The sequence below is a fragment of the Bordetella sp. H567 genome, assembly GCF_001704295.1.
Taxonomy (GTDB): domain Bacteria; phylum Pseudomonadota; class Gammaproteobacteria; order Burkholderiales; family Burkholderiaceae_B; genus Bordetella_C.
Window position 1 is genome coordinate 5,494,299 of record NZ_CP012334.1, and the last position, 16,033, is coordinate 5,510,331.

Consider the following 16,033-nt stretch of genomic DNA (forward strand, 5'->3'; position numbering starts at 1 on the left):
GGCGCCTTCCAGGGTTAACAGGCCCTAGGCTGCGTCGAACCAGTCCCGCAGCGTCGCCTGGTCGGGCTTGGACATGAGCGCAAGCATCAGCAGCACGCGGGCCTTTTGGGGATTCAGGTCGCCGGCCGCGATAAAGCCCAGACCGTCGTCATCCACTTCGACGTTGCGGCCCACGCGGCCGCGTCCCGTACGCGACGCGCGCACCACGGCAACGCCCCGGGCTGCGGCATCGGCCAAGGCCTGCATGGCCGACGCCGTGGCGTTGCCATCGCCGACGCCGGCCAGGACCAGGCCCTGGCAGCGCTCCGCCATGAATGTAATGACGTCGGCCTGCATATCGGCGTGCGCGTAGACGATGCCAACGCGCGGCCACTGCGCCGGATCGGCGAGCGGCGCATGGCGCCATGGCGCAACGCGTGCCGCCGACCCGTGGGCGGGCCGGTAAAACACCGGCTCGCCGGCGTGCATCAAGCCAGCCAGGCCCCGATCCGGCGAGGCGAATGCCGCCAAGCCCGCCGCGGCGATTTTCTGCACGCCGCGGGCGTCATGGATCTCTTCGTTCAGCAGCACCAGGGCACCACGTCCGCGCGCCTGCGGGTGCGCGGCCAGCGCCACCGCGGCGTACAAGTTCGCCGGGCCATCCGCGCTCAGCGCGGTGGCGGGCCGCATGGCGCCCGTCAGGATCAGCGGCTTGCCGGCGGGGATGACCAGGTCCAGGAGATAGGCGGTTTCTTCCAGGGTATCAGTGCCATGCGTGACCACGATGCCGTCGATGGCGGCGTCCGCGGCCAGGGCGCGTACGCGCATGGCCAGGGCGTGCCAGACTTCATGGCGCATGTCCTGGCTGCCGACGTTGGCGATCTGCTCGGGATGCAGTTCCGCGATGGTGGAAAGTCCCGGCACGGCGGCAAGCAGTTGGCCAATATCGAAGGTGCCGGCAACATACCCGAGGCCCGGCCGCGCGGACTGCGCCCCGGCGATGGTGCCACCGGTGGCCAGGATCGCGATGGCCGGCCGCCGTCCGGGTTCAGGCATTGTCCAGCACGCCCGAGAAGCCCTGTTTTTCGAGCAGGGCATTGAGATGATCCCAGCCATGGAAATCGATGATGATCTGCCCGCGCTCGCGCGCGCCGATCTTCAGGCTTACCCGCGTGCCGAGCAGATCCGACATGGCCTCTTCCAGGCGCGCGACGTCGCGCGAATTGGCGACGCCTTTCTTGCGCGGCGTGGGATCGGCTTCCTTCGCGGCCTTGGCGACGAGTTTTTCCGCATCGCGGACGGAAAGCCGCTTGGCGATGACCTGGTTGGCCAGCTGTATCTGGGTAGCGCCGTCCACGGCCAGCAGCGCGCGCGCATGGCCCATGTCGATGTCGCCCGCCAGCAGCATGGTTTGCACCGCCGGCGCCAGATTCAACAGCCTCAGCAGGTTGCTGGTCGCCGAACGCGAACGGCCGATGGCCTGTGCCGCCTGTTCATGCGTTAAACCGAATTCGTCGAGCAAGCGGCGCACGCCATGCGCTTCTTCCAGCGGGTTCAGGTCCTCGCGCTGGATGTTCTCGATCAGGGCCATGACCGCGGCGTTTTCGTCCGGGACCTCGCGCACCAGCACGGGGACCTCTTTCAGGCCCGCCAGCTGGGCCGCGCGAAAACGCCGTTCACCGGCAATGATCTCGTACTGGCCGGCGGCGCCGTTGACCAGCGGCCGCACCAGGATGGGCTGCATGATCCCCTGCGTGCGTATCGATTCGGCGAGTTCGTTCAAGGCGCCTTCGTCCATGCGCGTGCGCGGTTGGTACTTGCCGGCGCGCATGATGGACACCGGCAGGACATTCGGCGGACCCTCTGCTTTGGGCGCGGATTTGCCCAGCGTTTCGATGGCGGGCATGTCGGCGCCCAACAAGGCGTCCAGTCCGCGTCCCAGTCCCTTAGGTTTTTTGGTGGCCATATGAAGAATTCCCAGCGTGCCCAACGGGCCGCTCATTCGTGTTGATGCGTACGGTACCAATAGGTGTACCGGTCGGAGAAACCGAGCGATGCGTAAAGCTGCCGCGCCGACGTGTTGGCATATTCCACCTGCAGGTAGGCGCTACGCGCCCCGGCCTGGCAAGCGGCATCCAGCAAGCGGTGCATGATCTGGCGCCCATATCCGCGGCGGCGCACGCTTTCGTCCACGACCACATCGAAGATGCCTGCGACGTCGCCATCCACAACCGCCATGCCGGCCGCGACATGCCGGCCGGCTTCGTCTCGCGCAAGCAACCTGACACAAGGCACGGCGATCGATGCAAGCCGATGCCGATGTTCGATCACGTGGCCGGCATTGTAGGCGCGCAACGTGCCGGTGACATCCGCGAAGCGCCCGGGATCCGTCTGCTCGTATCGTAGCCCGGCTTGCAGCGATGTGCCCGCACTCGTTCGCATGGACATGACCATGACGGAGGTCTCACCGTAACGCAGGAATCCGCGCGCGGCCAGTTGCCCATCCAGCTCGCGATCCGGCCCCGTCGAGTTCAGCCGGAATATCAAGGGAAGCTTGGCGCGCGCGTATAGCGTTTTGCAAAACACCAGCTTCTCGCTCAGTTCGGGATGTGCGGGCGCAATGACATTGATGCTGCGTGCCCGCTTCGCGGCGGCAGGCGCCCAACGGACGAGCCAGCCGTCGTAGAGCATTTGCTCACGCACAACGGTGGCGTTCAGCGCCGCTTCCTCGATGCGCAGCGCCAGCGTGTCGACGCGCATGGCAGCGTCCCCGCCACGCGCGGCATCGGCGACAAGGGCAGAGTCATCCACGTCGCTCAATCCGCCAGTGCCTTCACACGCTCGATCATTTCCGCGCCGAACGAAATATAGGCTTGGGCACCGCGCGACGTGCGGTCGTAGACCACGCCCGGCATACCGTAACTGGGGGCTTCGGCCAGCCGCACATTGCGCGGCACGACCGTCTCGAACACCTTGTCGCCGAAATGCGCTTCCAGCTGCGCCGACACCTGTTGCTGCAGCGTCATGCGCGGGTCGAACATGACACGCAGCAATCCGATGACGCGCAGTTGGGGGTTGATGTTGCGGTGCACGCGCTTGATCGTGTTGACCAGATCGGACAGCCCTTCCAGCGCGAAATACTCGCACTGCATGGGAATGATGACGCCGTGCGCCGCCGCCAGGCCGTTCAGCGTGAGCAAGGAGAGCGTGGGCGGGCAGTCGATCAGGATGAAATCGTATTCCTCGACAACGGTATCGAGCGCGTTCTTCAATTGACGCTCACGTTCCTCCATCTGCACCAGATCGATTTCGGCACCCGCCAACTCGCGGTTGGCCGGCAGGACGTCATAGCCGCCCACCTCCGACCGCACGCGGGCCGCGGCGATGGTGGTGTCGCCGATCAGGACTTCGTACAGGTTGGATTGCAAGCCCGCCTTGTCGATGCCGCTGCCCATGGTGGCGTTGCCTTGGGGATCCAGATCCACCAGCAGTACACGCTTGTCGTGCGTGGCCAGGCCGGCCGCCAGGTTGATGGCGGTGGTCGTCTTCCCGACACCGCCCTTCTGGTTCGCGATGCAGAAAACGCGGGCGGTATTGCTGGACTCAGTTTGATTCATGGATTTCCTTGACTACGCGCGCCGTCGCGGCGCATCCAGATCAGGCATCGTTGCGCGTCGAGTTCGGGGACAGAGACGGGATCGATACGGACGACCCGCCATCCCCCCGCGGCTTGAAGCCGCGAGATTTCGTCGTCCGGGACTTTTCCTTTCAGGGCCAGCAGCGTACCACCAGGTGCGACATGCTGTCCCGCAAGCCGGGCGAAGTCATCGAGGGCGGCAAAGGCGCGTGACGTGACGACATCGCAGCCCCCGGGCGGCAATTGCTCGACACGCTGATGCAGCGCGGCAAGATTGGGCAGGGAGAGCGCGCCGCTGACCTGACGGATAAAGGCGGTTTTCTTTTCGACCGCGTCGATGCAGGTGATTTGCCAATCGGGCCGCATGATGGCCAGGATGACGCCAGGCAATCCGGCGCCTGCGCCGATGTCGTACAGACGTCCGCCGGCGGGCATCGCGCCGTCCAGGGGCCGCACGACGGCAAGGCTGTCGAAGATATGCTGCACCAGCATCTGTCCTGGGTCGCGGATCGCCGTCAGGTTGTAGGTGCGGTTCCAGCGCTGCAGCAGCTGCAGATAGCCCAGCAGCTTGCGCAGCTGCTCTTCCGTGACGGCAAGCTCCAGCGCGGCGCAGGCTAGTTTTAGCCTGGCGTCGTCGGCACCTTGCGCAAGGGTGGCCGCCCGCGTCATGCGGCGCGTTTGCGCGAGCCGTAATGCAGGCGCTTCAGATGTATGAGCAGCAGCGAAATGGCCGCAGGGGTCACGCCGGAAATGCGCGCGGCCTGGCCGATGGTTTCCGGACGATGCGCCTTCAGCTTCTGCCGCACTTCAAACGAGAGACTGAGGACTGCATCGTAGTCCAGGTCATCAGGCAGGCGCTGCGCTTCATGCGCCATGTGCTTTTGCACCTCGTCCTGCTGGCGGGCGATATAGCCGGCGTACTTGACCTGGATTTCCACCTGCTGGGCGGCATCGTCGGGGGCCAAACCGGGGCCGGCCAGGAGCGTGCCATCGGGCAAGGTGGCTTGCATCAGGGCCCGATAGGTAACGCTCGGGCGTTTCAGGAGGTCTGATAGTGAGTACTCACGTTCAATTTGCTGGCCGAGGAGATTTTCCGCCACCTCCGCCGGCAAGTTGCGCGGCGTGACCCAAGTCGACCGTAGCCGCTGCACTTCCTGCTCTACCGAGTCGCGCTTGCGCTCGAATGCTTGCCACCGGATATCGTCCACCAAGCCAAGCTTGCGGCCCATTTCGGTCAAGCGCATGTCAGCATTGTCCTCGCGCAAGCTGAGGCGATACTCGGCGCGCGAGGTGAACATGCGATACGGCTCCGTCACGCCGCGAGTGATCAGGTCGTCCACGAGCACGCCGAGATAGGCTTCGTCACGCCGCGGCGTCCAGCCTTCCCTACCCTGCGACGCCAAGCCGGCGTTCAGCCCCGCCAGCAGGCCTTGCGCGGCCGCTTCTTCGTAGCCGGTGGTGCCATTGATCTGGCCGGCGAAATACAAGCCTGCGATGGCCCGCGTTTCGAGCGTGGACTTCAGTCCTCGCGGATCGAAGTAGTCATATTCAATCGCGTAACCGGGTCGCAGAATATGCGCGTTCTCCAGGCCTGGAAGGGAATGGATCAGTTCCAGCTGCACATCAAACGGCAGGCTGGTGGAAACGCCGTTGGGGTAGACCTCGTGCGTGTCCAAACCCTCCGGTTCCAGGAAGACCTGGTGCGACGTCTTATCCGCAAACCGATGGATCTTGTCCTCGATGGACGGGCAGTAGCGCGGGCCGACACCTTCGATGACGCCGCTATACATGGGCGATCGGTCCAGGCCACCACGGATAATGTCGTGCGTGCGGGCGTTGGTATGGGTGATCCAGCAGGGCAACTGGCGCGGGTGCATGGCGGCCGTACCCATGAAGGAAAACACCGGTACGGGGTCAAGATCGCCGGGCTGCTCCTCCAGGACGCTGTAATCGATGGTGCGGCCATCGATGCGGGGCGGTGTGCCGGTCTTCAGACGACCCTGCGGCAGCTTCAGTTCTTTCAAGCGTTGACCCAGCGTGGTCGCCGGCGGATCGCCCGCGCGACCCGCGGTGTAATTCTGCAACCCTACATGGATAAGTCCGTTCAGGAACGTGCCGGCCGTCAACACGACCGTACGGGCACGGAATTTCAAACCGATTTGCGTGACCGCGCCCACAACACGATCGCCCTCCACCATCAAGTCGTCCACGGCCTGCTGAAACAGCCACAGGTTGGGCTGGTTTTCCAGGCGCGCGCGTATGGCTTTACGGTAGAGAACCCGATCCGCCTGCGCACGGGTGGCGCGCACGGCCGGGCCTTTGGAACCGTTCAAGATACGGAATTGGATACCCGCCTCATCCGTGGCCAGCGCCATGGCGCCACCCAAGGCGTCGATCTCTTTCACGAGATGACCTTTGCCTATGCCGCCAATGGAAGGATTGCAGGACATCTGACCCAGCGTTTCGATATTGTGGGTCAGGAGCAATGTCTTCGCGCCGGTGCGGGCGGACGCCAAGGCAGCCTCTGTGCCGGCATGTCCACCACCCACCACTATGACGTCGAACTCGCGGGGATAATCCATGATGTGTGGGGTGAAAGAGCTTTGGTTGGCAATTATAGAGGCTCCGCCTGGAGGCGGTGTTTCACGTGAAACACTGGGTACCCTGCCCGCTCTTCGGAATGGAAGGCCGGCACTGGATGATGTCTCACGTGGAACAACGCCCCTTCGCAGGCGCCTCGCCGGCACCACGATAGGGATTGTTTCACGTGGAACATCGGTAAGGCTTCCGTATCTATAAACCGCGAATAACCACCGAAGGCAGCGCCGACATGGCAGGAGACGTCTTGTCTCCACGCCCAACCTTCATGGTGGCTGCCGCCAGTGCTGCGGGCCCGGAGCCGAGGCTGGCTCCGATCCAGGTCGCTACAGATCGCGATCTCAATGGCATTCCTCCTCCACGCTGGTGGGAACCGGCCCGATCCCGCGTCTTGCCGAGAGTCCCAGATATCGACTCGTTACGTGCGACCCCTGGGCGACGAACTACGCCCCCTATCTGTCAGCCGACCGCCTGTAGGCACCTAGGCACCGCCGCTCAGGCGCACCAGATAGCGCGAAGACGGCTAGGCGTCCCTAGCTCTAATGCAATCCACTACGACATACCTGCGACCGGGGTGCCTACCGCTCGTATAGCGTCTCAGCGTGGGACCATAGCCGCGTCTCGCCCCGCCACTGGCGGCAATAACCGACCTATCCGCCGTCCTATTACAACGGGGCCGTCTGCGCTGTGACGGAGCGACGCGTTGTCGCACGTGTTAGCCCGCGCAGGATATACATATAGAGTGGGTACGTCCGACCTGGGAGCGCGTCGCTATTTTGGGGACTACGCCGGCCGTAAATCTACACTCGCACGTTTCAAGACGGCCGCGCGGATCCGACGGCCCGCAACTGCATAGCGGCGCTAACTAGGGTGGCCGCCAGCCCATGTTTCACGTGGAACATAATCGGGCAAGCCCGGTGAAGGAACGCTCGAACTTCCGACGCGGTCAGTTCGCCCAGGGGCCGTGGGTCAGAGGCTGAGGCCGCCGATAAGCGTTCCGCCATCGCGCGCAGCTTCGTGTGTGGGACCGTGGTGCGAAAACCAGGCTGCCCGCATCGCCGCGCGGGCCAGCAGCCCGCCTAACCGGGCCCGTATGCCACCATCGACCGTCCAGATAACACCGCGGTAGACCGGTGAAAACCACATCTTTGATCTGTGAATATCGGCCGATGCAAACGGCTCAGGCGCCCTCATAATGCCCTACCGCTCAGGTCATACCGCTACGTGCGGTCGCGGGGGACCGATACGGCCTAAGCTCAACGCCCCGGGTTACCGGGCAAAGATTCCCATATCGTGGCAGGCGCCGAACCATAAAGGTATCCAAGGAAGGTGAAGCACCTTTGGACAGGCGGCACGAGTTAAAGCCCCAACCCGTTTCTTCTACTACAGCACCCTAGAACTTATACGCACACGCAGACCACCGCGGAAGCGCCAATTGGGATAACTCCAGTTTGCCTGCCCGCACAGCAGCACGGGTCGGAGTCTGTTCCACGTGGAACACAGCTTATGTCCTAAGCCATCGGCGGGATATGCCGCGCATCGTATTCTCCAACGGGATACAAAGCCGACCCCGCAGCTTGCCCCGGGTGAACTGCTGAATCTGAACGCCGTTCGGACGCGCCGAGCGGCCAAATCGCCCCTCCAATCGAAGCTATCCACAGAAGTACCCACAAGCCAGCCACCCCCAGCGTCCTTAGATGTACACGCTGGGGATAGTTTTGTGAACAACCGAAGCGACGGGGGATGAAGCCAGAGCGACAGAAGTACGTCCGGCTCATTGGAGCGGGATAAATTTACAAAAAACGGGGAAAAACAGGGTCCAGCGAGACACCGTGGCTATAGAAATTACCAAACAGCGTGTGCAAACCCCGGAATACGGATGGATTCCTCCCGCAGACAAAAGGGCACAGGATTGTGAATAACCGCCCTTTGGACCGTACATGCGACGTGGCCCAACGCGACTTATGGACCACCCGCCAGCGGATTCCGGGCAGATATCCCAGACTTATGCACAGGCTTATTCAACTCACGGAAAACACAACGCCCCAGGGGGCCGGGGTGGCTGCTGGGGCGATAAAGGCCGGACTCGCCGGCACCGCGCGGAGCGGTGGAATAAGTGTGTGATCTTGCTTAAAGCGGCCGGATCTCTGCGGCTTGAGGACCTTTGGGGCCGTCCTTGACTTCGAACTCCACGTCCTGGCCTTCGTTCAAGCTGCGATAGCCACGCCCCTGAATTGCCGAGAAATGCGCGAAGACGTCGACACCGCCGGCGTCAGGGGTGATAAACCCATAACCCTTGTCGGCGTTGAACCACTTCACTTTGCCCTTCTGAACCATTTGTGTAACGTCCTATAAAAACACAATGCTGTGCGCAGATGCGATTCAAGGACGTTGACGCGAACGTGTTACGACCGATTCCCTCCATGACGCGGCCATGGCTGAAAACACAGGTCTCATGCGAAACGAGACAGACGCTCGGCTTGAATACAACGGCGAAACGAGCATACTCAGGCGCGATGAGAGGGACAAATAGTTGTTTACCCCAATGTCGTTTTTTTTTAACTTGGCTCACAAGTTCCTGACCGCGACGGCGTCTCCATCGGGCATCTTCGCCCCCACTACAGCGGGCACGCTGGCCGCCCGACGGGACTCTCGTTCCCCGCTGCCGTCCCCAGGCTTGGGGCCCGCCAGCCTGTCGCCGCGAAGCCTAGGCTTGTCCAACACCGGTGGGATGGTGGGATACTTCCTAACCCTTCACCGTCCCGGTGCTTTCCTTCCGTCAACACACTACCGACCATGATTCGTTCCAAGCTGCCCGACGTCGGCACAACGATTTTTACCGTCATGAGCCGCCTGGCCATCGAACACAAGGCGATCAACCTGGGCCAGGGCTTCCCTGATTTCAACCCCGATCCCGCACTGCTCGCCCTGGTATCCAAGGCCATGGCTGACGGCCATAACCAGTATCCCTATATGCCGGGCGTAGCGCCGCTACGCGAATCCATCGCGAAGAAGACGCAGGCGCTGTACGGTCACGCCTACGACCCGGAAACGGAAATCACGGTTACCAGTGGCGCCACGGAAGCGCTGATGGCGACGATATTGGCGGCGGTGAATACCGGCGACGAAGTCGTGGTCATCGAGCCTTGCTACGACTCCTACCTGCCGGGCATACGCCTGGCCGGCGGCACCGCAGTGCCAGTACCGCTTCGCGCGCCCACGTCGGACGACCCCTACTACCGCATCGATTGGCAGCGCGTGCGCGACGCCATCACGCCGAAAACCCGCCTGCTCATGTTGAACTTTCCGCATAACCCCACGGGTGCCATCCTGGAGGATGCCGACCTGGACGCGCTGGAGTCCATCGTGCGGGATACGGGCGTCCTGCTGGTGTCAGACGAGGTCTACGAACACATCGTTTTCGACGGCCGGCAACACGCCAGCCTGTCGCGTCGCCCCCTGTTGGCCGAGCATGCGTTCGTGATTTCTTCTTTTGGCAAGACGTATCACACCACGGGATGGAAACTGGGTTATTGCTGCGCGCCCCGCCACTTGACGGCTGAACTGCGCAAGGTCCATCAATTCATGGTGTTCACCGTACCGTCCCCCATGCAGTTCGCCTATGCCGAATACATGGAAAACCCGGCACCCTACCTGGAGCTGCCGGCATTCTACCAGGCCAAGCGCGACCGCCTGCAGGCTGGACTGCGGAGCACCCGGTTTCGGCCACTGCCCAGTCCGGGGACGTTTTTCATGATGGCCGACTACAGTGCGATATCGCAATTACCGGAGGCCGAATTCGCGCGTTGGCTCACGACGGAGCACGGCGTTGCCGTGATACCGATATCGGCCTTCTATCAAATCCCGGATGCGCCGGAATCGAATCACAAACTGGTCCGCTTCTGCTTTGCCAAACGGGACGAGACGCTGGATCAAGCCCTGGAGCGTTTGAGCCGGGTGTAGACGCGCGAAGATATCTGACCATGGGTGGGGCAGCCTTCGGCTGCCCTTTTCTTTTCCTGGGGCCCGTAGGAGCCACCACGGGCCTGCATTAGAGCCGGAGGCACTGTGACCTCATGTCCAGAAGCAGGAACCGGCTGTGCGAGCGCTTGCGGTCGGATACACCCAACCGTGCTGGTGATGAACCCGTTCGGCCAGGCGCGGCGTGGGTAGCTTAGTGTTTTATATCTTCTCTTCTATATAAAAAGAATGGTGGTAATGGGTGTCTGTGGATAACTGGACAAATCTCAATTCACCAATCCTATCAGGCGCTTGCGCGAGATATTGGGTGTGCGCTAGCCATGTTTGGACGCGTACGTGAAGTTGAACAACTTCCGGGGGGGCTTCAAACCAGCCGGTTGTTCTCCGCCGGTCCACAATGTGTGCACAGCCTCCGTAGCAGGGGTTATGCACAGTGCCGCAGGCGTGAACGCAGAATCCGGCGCACATTTCGCCCATCCCGGTGGCCACAGTGCCCCGGAACACCCCTGCTGCGCGCCACTGCCGCCGGCGTGACAACACCCAGCGGAAAGGCTCGGTTCGCGGCCGCGTCGGCGTAGCGAAGTGTCGATTTGTAGCCTGGCAACCCCGGCATCCCGCCCCGACGCCGACAAAGGCCCTGTACGGGGTCTGTACGCGTGCGGCGGTTGTTCCGATACCCCGGACGTCGGGAACCCTCTTCGAGCGTACCTGCGGGTTCTCAGTGCCCCGTATCCCTATCGGTGAAGCCACTCCCCATCCATGTAGGCCCGGAGCAACTCCAGGGCAGGAATGCGAGATAAGCGCGGAGTAGTAACTCCGCATTCGCGGGGGTGGTGGGACGAGAGAATGTTTTCACATCTCTTTTCTATATATATAAAGACTAATGGTAATGGGTGTCTGTGGATAACTGCATAACTCCGGGAAACTGCGTCGCGACAAGGCCTTGGCGACGTTTGCGCTTGTGCAGGAGTCATGTTTGCCCCGGCGGACTTACATGAGCAACTTCCGAGGGCCTTCCTTACGCCGGCTTTATGCCCAAACCATCCACATCGTTTTCACACAGCTTCCCCATAGACGGTATCCACAGGCCGTCCGTGCCTAGGTGCGGAGCCATGATGATATTGGGGACGTACCGCGAGACGACCCTGCCTAGCCGGACCATGAGGTCTTTCCTCAAGGACGGGCCTAAACAGGCCCGTAGCTGGGATTCCTCTGCATAATGGAATTTAGTTTTCAAAATTAAGGGTTTACCCTAATCGGCCGCCGCGCAAAAATATGACCGTTCCACCGGCCCATAGGGCCGGGGCCCCATGGGCCTTTGTTCTTTGGAGAGTGTCATGAAAGCCATTGCGACTTCCCTGTTTGCTACGCTAGTCCTGATGGGCGGTGTCGCCCACGCGGATCCCACGATCGCCGGCGGCGGATACCCGGACGGCGCCGCCGGCACCCTGCTGGCAGGCAGTGCCGGATCCGACGACGCCGGCCACACCCTGCTGGCGGGCAGCGACGGATCCGACGATGCCGGCCATACCCTGCTGGCAGGCAACGACGGATCCGACGATGGGCGCCCCACCCTGCTGGCGGGAAGCGGCGGTACGGACGATACCGGCCAAACGATGCTGGCCGTAGGCGGGGATTCCGGTGATGCCGCCGGCACAATGCTGGCCACCGGCTCCGACGACGGCTCGACCCAATTGGCCTGACCGAGTCAGTTCTGCTGGAACGCGTCGGCGAATTCGTCGGAAAAAATGTCAGCGAGGGCCACGCGCAACGCGGCGGCTCGTTCAGCGCCGTAGGCGCGTTCGAACCGGTTCTGTGCCTGGCGCCATAAGCGCGTGGCTTCCGCCAACTTGCGCCGGCCTTCCGGCGTGAGCTGGACCCTGCGGCTGCGTCCATCGTGGGCGTCGCGGATTTGCACCAGGTAACCGTCGCGTTCCAACGGCTTGAGGTTGTGCGCCAGGGCGGAACGATCCAGCACCATGGCGTGCGCCAGTTCCGTCATGGTCGGCGTACCGGCACGGTCCACGTGCAGCAGGATGGATCGCTGGGACGACTTCAGGCCGGAAGGCGCAAGTACGCTGTCGTAAAGCTGCGTGACGCGCCGCGTGGCCTTGCGCAAGGCCACGCCGTTGCATACGCCTGGGTCTTTCAAGTCTGATTTCGGCATGGCAGGTAGGGGGCAGGCCCGGCACGGCCGGGCGACGAACGCCTCAGCGCGTGCGCGCATCGATTTTATTCCTCCTTTCCGCGTTGACGTTATGGGCACATGCAAGTAAATTGGCCAGATACTTGCATATGCCAGCAAATCCGTACATAGGCGTCACGCTCCTTCCGCCATGACATCCGCTTCCCCCACCGCGACGGTGCCGGTCGCCAATCCCCGACTGCAAGCCATGCTGCAAGCGCCGGTGGCCGCAACGCTTGTGCGGCTGAGCTGGCCCAATATGTTGATGATGCTGGCGCAGTCTTCCACCGGCTTGATCGAGACCTGGTTTCTCGCCAAGCTCGGCACCGACGTTCTGGCCGGCGTCGCCGTGGTTGTCCCGGTGCTGATGCTGATGCAAAACATGTCGCAAGGCGCCATGGGCGGGGGGATTTCCTCCGCGATCGCCCGCGCGCTGGGCGCGGGCCGGCGCGAGGAGGCGAACCACCTGGTGCGACACGCCGTTGCGCTGAACGGGGGTATCGGCGCGGTGTTCACCGTGCTGCTGCTGGCTTTCGGCCGTCCGCTGTTTCATCTGCTGGGTGCGGACGGCCCCGCCCTGGATGCCGCCGCGGCCTACGGCCACGTGGTATTTGGCGGCTTGCCCTTGCTCTGGACCATGAATGCGCTGGCGAGCGTGATCCGCGGTACCGGAAACATGCTTGTGCCGGGTGCGGTGATCTGCGGCGGCGCGGTGTTGTTGATCCCGCTTTCGCCCTGCCTGATATTCGGCCTGGGGCCGTTGCCCCCACTGGGTGTGGTGGGCGGCGCCTGGGCCTTGCTGCTGTACTACATCGGTGGAACGCTGATCCTGGGCGCCTACTGCCTGGGCGGACGCAATCCGGCGCGACTGGTGCGTGGGGCGCTGCAATGGCCGATGATGCGCGGAATCCTGTCCGTGGGCGGCTTCGCCTGTCTGAATCCGGTATTGACGAACACCATCATCGCCGTAACCGGCGCGCTGGTCGGCGCCTACGGCGGAACAGCTGCGCTGGCCGGCTATGCGACGGCCGCCCGCCTGGAATATCTGCTGATGCCCCTCGCTTTCGGGCTGGGCGCGCCGATGGTGGCAATGGTGGGATCGAATATCGGCGCCGGGCAGAATGAAAGAGCACGGCGCATTGCGCTGGTAGGAGGCGCCATGGCGTTTGTGCTGGCCGAGGCCGTCGGCCTGATCGCCGCCGCGTTTCCCTACGCCTGGCTGCGCCTGTTCGGCACGGATGCGCATCTGCTGGAAGCGGGGGCGACGTATCTGCGCATCGTGGGCCCTTTCTATGGATTCTTCGCGCTGGGTTTTTCGCTCTATTTCGCCTCGCAGGGCGCCGGCAAGCTGAAATGGCCGCTGACCGCCGGCGCGCTGCGTCTGGCCCTATATGTCGGCGTCGGCGGCGCCCTGCTGGCGGCTTGCCATTCGCTGCCGGTCTTCTATGCCCTGGGCGCCATCGCGATGGTTACGTATGGATCGGTCGTGGTCTGGTCCGTGGCATCGCGCACCTGGTTTCGCCAATCGGGCCGGATGGATGTTTGATAGGCCCCACGTTCAGTCGGTAATGACAGGCCAAGCGGCTGCGACGCCAGGTGCATAATCCCTTCTGAACCATCCGGACCATCGCATATGGCCACGCATTTTCAGGAGGGGGCAGCGCAATGAATGCACCGCATGAGATCGTCGACGAAGCCATCCGCTCACGCCGCAGCGTGCGTGGATTCCTGCCGACGCCCATACCCATGGAAACGATCAGGGAGATCCTGACCGTTGCGTCGTACGCCCCCAGCGGGAGCAATATCCAGCCATGGAAAGTGCATGTGATCACCGGCCAGACCCGCGATGCCCTGTCGGCGGCCTTGCTGGATGCGCATGCGAACAACCAGCCGGAGACGCGCGAGTATCACTACTACCCGACCAAATGGCGCAGTCCTTATATCGAGCGGCGCCGGCAGACGGGCTGGGGCCTTTATTCCACCGTCGGTGTCGCCAAAGGCGACCGCGAAGGATCGGCGCGGCAGCATGGGCGTAACTATGCCTTCTTCGGCGCGCCGGTAGCCTTCATTTTCTGCATCGACAACGACCTGGAAAAGGGCAGCTGGCTGGACTTCGGCATGTTCCTGCAGAACATCATGGTGGCCGCGCGCGGCCGCGGACTGCATAGTTGCCCGCAGGCCGCACTGGCCAATTACCCCGATATCGTCAAGCCCTTGTTGGGCATCGGGCCGGACCAGACGCTGGTCTGCGGACTGTCGATGGGGTATGAGGACCCGGATTGCGTTGCCAACCGCTTCCGGCCACCACGCATGGCCCTCGAAGAGTTTGTCACTCATCACGATTGAGCGCACCGAACGCTGCCGCGTTCGCCGCTAGGCCGGAACGGCGGCACGCCGCGGCCGCAGTCCCAATAGGACCAGCACGGTTGCGATCAGCAAGGTCAGCCCGCTGCCCGTAAAGACTCCGAGCGCGCCGCTCAGGTCGAAGACCGCGCCGCCTGCCGCGGCCCCAAGCGCGATCGCGAGCTGGACGGCCGCCACGATAAGCCCGCCCGCGCTTTCGGCTTCGTCCGGCACGTTGCGTGTGATCCAGGTGGACCATCCCACCGGCACCGTGCCGAACGCGAAGCCCCACAAGGCCACCATGGCTGAATCCGCGTAAGGTGCGCTGCCTGATGCGGCCAGCCCCAGGCCCAGGGTGCCCATCAACAGGGGCATCAGTGCCAGGGTCAGGCGCAGGTTGCGTTCCAGCATGAAGCCCGCCGCGGACGTGCCGATGAAGTTGGCGACGCCAAAGCCCAGCAGGATGGCAGACAGCGCGTTTACCCCGACGCCGGTGACGGTCTCCAGGAAGGGCCGCAAGTACGTGAAGAAGGCAAAGTGCCCGGTGAACACGAGAATGACGGCGAACATTCCCCAGCCGATACCCGGGCGCTTCAATACATCCAGCAGGGTGCCCAGCCGGGTATGGCCGCTGGGCGCCATGCGCGGCAGTGTCGCCAGCTGCCAGAGCAAGGCAAGCACGCCCAGCGCGGTCGCCAGCAGGAATACGTTGCGCCAGCCGATGAGACCGCCCAGGTAGCTGCCGACCGGCGCCGCGACGATCGTGGCCGCCGATACGCCGCTGAACATGATGGACAGCGCGCGCGGAATCATGTGCTCCGGCACGAGCCGCATGGCGGTAGCCGCGGACATCGTCCAGAACCCGCCGATGGCGATGCCGAGCAGGACACGACCCAGCAGCAATGCCGGCAGGCTGGGCGCGAAGGCAACCAGCAGATTGGAGGCGATCAGCAGCATGGAGAACGCCAGCAACACATGCCGCCGGTCGATGCGCCGCGTGGCGGTCGCGATCAAGAGACTGGTGATCAACGCGACGGCGGCGGTCGCGGTGACGGCTTGGCCGGCCACGCCTTCGGTCACCTTCAAGTCCGCGGCCATGGGTGTGAGCAGGCTGGCGGGCAGGAATTCCGCCGTCACCAGCCCGAATACGCCTAAGGACATCGAAAACACCGCCTGCCAGGCCGGCCGTTCCGGCGAACGGCCTGGTTCATTGAGGGCGGTGATGGCTGCTTCGCCTGTATGCATGTTGATCCCTGGGAAAACTTTCAATGGTAGGCAGAATAAGCTAGAGTTCCCGGACGATCCATGCC

At 63.2% G+C, this 16,033-nt stretch carries 13 protein-coding genes; 4 read left to right on the forward strand and 9 right to left on the reverse strand.

Going from position 1 to position 16,033, the window contains the following annotated elements; all coding sequences use genetic code 11:
• Nucleotides 1–24 precede the first annotated feature (24 nt).
• The 7 genes from AKI39_RS24630 to AKI39_RS24660 form a co-directional block, all read right to left on the reverse strand.
• The gene (locus AKI39_RS24630; protein ID WP_066641835.1) at nt 25–1,035 is read right to left on the reverse strand and encodes an asparaginase; all 1,011 of its coding nucleotides are present in this window, start codon (nt 1,033–1,035) and stop codon (nt 25–27) included.
• On the reverse strand, nt 1,028–1,945 hold the full coding sequence (locus tag AKI39_RS24635) for a ParB/RepB/Spo0J family partition protein (protein WP_066641836.1): 918 nt from the start codon (nt 1,943–1,945) through the stop codon (nt 1,028–1,030). The genes AKI39_RS24630 and AKI39_RS24635 overlap by 8 nt, the downstream gene beginning before the upstream one ends.
• Before the next feature lie 32 nt (nt 1,946–1,977).
• On the reverse strand, nt 1,978–2,790 hold the full coding sequence (locus tag AKI39_RS24640; RefSeq protein WP_235610713.1) for a GNAT family N-acetyltransferase: 813 nt from the start codon (nt 2,788–2,790) through the stop codon (nt 1,978–1,980).
• 5 nt (nt 2,791–2,795) lie between these two features.
• Nucleotides 2,796–3,596 (reverse strand): ParA family protein, encoded by an 801-nt coding sequence (locus AKI39_RS24645; RefSeq protein ID WP_066641837.1) that lies wholly within the window; start codon nt 3,594–3,596, stop codon nt 2,796–2,798.
• Nucleotides 3,593–4,285, reverse strand: coding sequence for a 16S rRNA (guanine(527)-N(7))-methyltransferase RsmG (rsmG, locus tag AKI39_RS24650; protein ID WP_066641840.1), 693 nt, complete (start codon nt 4,283–4,285; stop codon nt 3,593–3,595). Before rsmG ends, AKI39_RS24645 begins: the two co-directional genes overlap by 4 nt.
• Entirely contained in the window at nt 4,282–6,198 is a 1,917-nt protein-coding gene (gene mnmG / locus AKI39_RS24655; RefSeq protein WP_066641841.1) for a tRNA uridine-5-carboxymethylaminomethyl(34) synthesis enzyme MnmG, read from the reverse strand. The genes rsmG and mnmG overlap by 4 nt, the downstream gene beginning before the upstream one ends.
• Before the next feature lie 2,146 nt (nt 6,199–8,344).
• Nucleotides 8,345–8,551, reverse strand: a complete 207-nt coding sequence (locus AKI39_RS24660) for a cold-shock protein (protein WP_066641842.1) — start codon at nt 8,549–8,551, stop codon at nt 8,345–8,347.
• Nucleotides 8,552–9,010: 459 nt separating this feature from the next.
• Between AKI39_RS24660 and AKI39_RS24665 the strand changes: the two genes are divergently transcribed.
• Together AKI39_RS24665 and AKI39_RS24670 are read left to right on the forward strand one after the other, a co-directional pair.
• Nucleotides 9,011–10,177 (forward strand): pyridoxal phosphate-dependent aminotransferase, encoded by a 1,167-nt coding sequence (locus tag AKI39_RS24665; RefSeq protein WP_066641848.1) that lies wholly within the window; start codon nt 9,011–9,013, stop codon nt 10,175–10,177.
• 1,355 nt (nt 10,178–11,532) lie between these two features.
• Entirely contained in the window at nt 11,533–11,898 is a 366-nt protein-coding gene (locus AKI39_RS24670) for a hypothetical protein (RefSeq protein ID WP_066641853.1), read from the forward strand.
• Between the two features lie 5 nt (nt 11,899–11,903).
• Here AKI39_RS24670 and AKI39_RS24675 read toward each other — a convergent pair whose 3' ends face one another.
• Complete coding sequence (locus AKI39_RS24675) at nt 11,904–12,362, reverse strand: MarR family winged helix-turn-helix transcriptional regulator (RefSeq protein WP_066643722.1); 459 nt, start codon at nt 12,360–12,362, stop codon at nt 11,904–11,906.
• A gap of 169 nt (nt 12,363–12,531) precedes the next feature.
• Here AKI39_RS24675 and AKI39_RS24680 point away from each other — a divergent pair, with 169 nt between their 5' ends.
• Together AKI39_RS24680 and AKI39_RS24685 are read left to right on the forward strand one after the other, a co-directional pair.
• Nucleotides 12,532–13,926, forward strand: a complete 1,395-nt coding sequence (locus AKI39_RS24680) for an MATE family efflux transporter (protein WP_235610714.1) — start codon at nt 12,532–12,534, stop codon at nt 13,924–13,926.
• A gap of 119 nt (nt 13,927–14,045) precedes the next feature.
• Nucleotides 14,046–14,726, forward strand: coding sequence for a nitroreductase (locus AKI39_RS24685; RefSeq protein ID WP_066641855.1), 681 nt, complete (start codon nt 14,046–14,048; stop codon nt 14,724–14,726).
• A 27-nt stretch (nt 14,727–14,753) separates the two neighbouring features.
• Here the strand turns inward: AKI39_RS24685 and AKI39_RS24690 are convergent, their stop codons facing one another.
• Complete coding sequence (locus tag AKI39_RS24690) at nt 14,754–15,968, reverse strand: MFS transporter (RefSeq protein WP_066641857.1); 1,215 nt, start codon at nt 15,966–15,968, stop codon at nt 14,754–14,756.
• Between the last annotated feature and the right edge of the window lie 65 nt (nt 15,969–16,033).

Coding starts and splice junctions, on each gene's coding strand:
- mnmG (WP_066641841.1), bottom strand. CDS start 6,198: ATGGATTATCCCCGCGAGTTCGACGTCATAGTGGTGGGTGGTGGACAT.
- AKI39_RS24675 (WP_066643722.1), bottom strand. CDS start 12,362: ATGCCGAAATCAGACTTGAAAGACCCAGGCGTATGCAACGGCGTGGCC.
- AKI39_RS24680 (WP_235610714.1), top strand. CDS start 12,532: ATGACATCCGCTTCCCCCACCGCGACGGTGCCGGTCGCCAATCCCCGA.
- AKI39_RS24690 (WP_066641857.1), bottom strand. CDS start 15,968: ATGCATACAGGCGAAGCAGCCATCACCGCCCTCAATGAACCAGGCCGT.
- rsmG (WP_066641840.1), bottom strand. CDS start 4,285: ATGACGCGGGCGGCCACCCTTGCGCAAGGTGCCGACGACGCCAGGCTA.
- AKI39_RS24645 (WP_066641837.1), bottom strand. CDS start 3,596: ATGAATCAAACTGAGTCCAGCAATACCGCCCGCGTTTTCTGCATCGCG.
- AKI39_RS24665 (WP_066641848.1), top strand. CDS start 9,011: ATGATTCGTTCCAAGCTGCCCGACGTCGGCACAACGATTTTTACCGTC.
- AKI39_RS24670 (WP_066641853.1), top strand. CDS start 11,533: ATGAAAGCCATTGCGACTTCCCTGTTTGCTACGCTAGTCCTGATGGGC.
- AKI39_RS24660 (WP_066641842.1), bottom strand. CDS start 8,551: ATGGTTCAGAAGGGCAAAGTGAAGTGGTTCAACGCCGACAAGGGTTAT.
- AKI39_RS24685 (WP_066641855.1), top strand. CDS start 14,046: ATGAATGCACCGCATGAGATCGTCGACGAAGCCATCCGCTCACGCCGC.
- AKI39_RS24630 (WP_066641835.1), bottom strand. CDS start 1,035: ATGCCTGAACCCGGACGGCGGCCGGCCATCGCGATCCTGGCCACCGGT.
- AKI39_RS24635 (WP_066641836.1), bottom strand. CDS start 1,945: ATGGCCACCAAAAAACCTAAGGGACTGGGACGCGGACTGGACGCCTTG.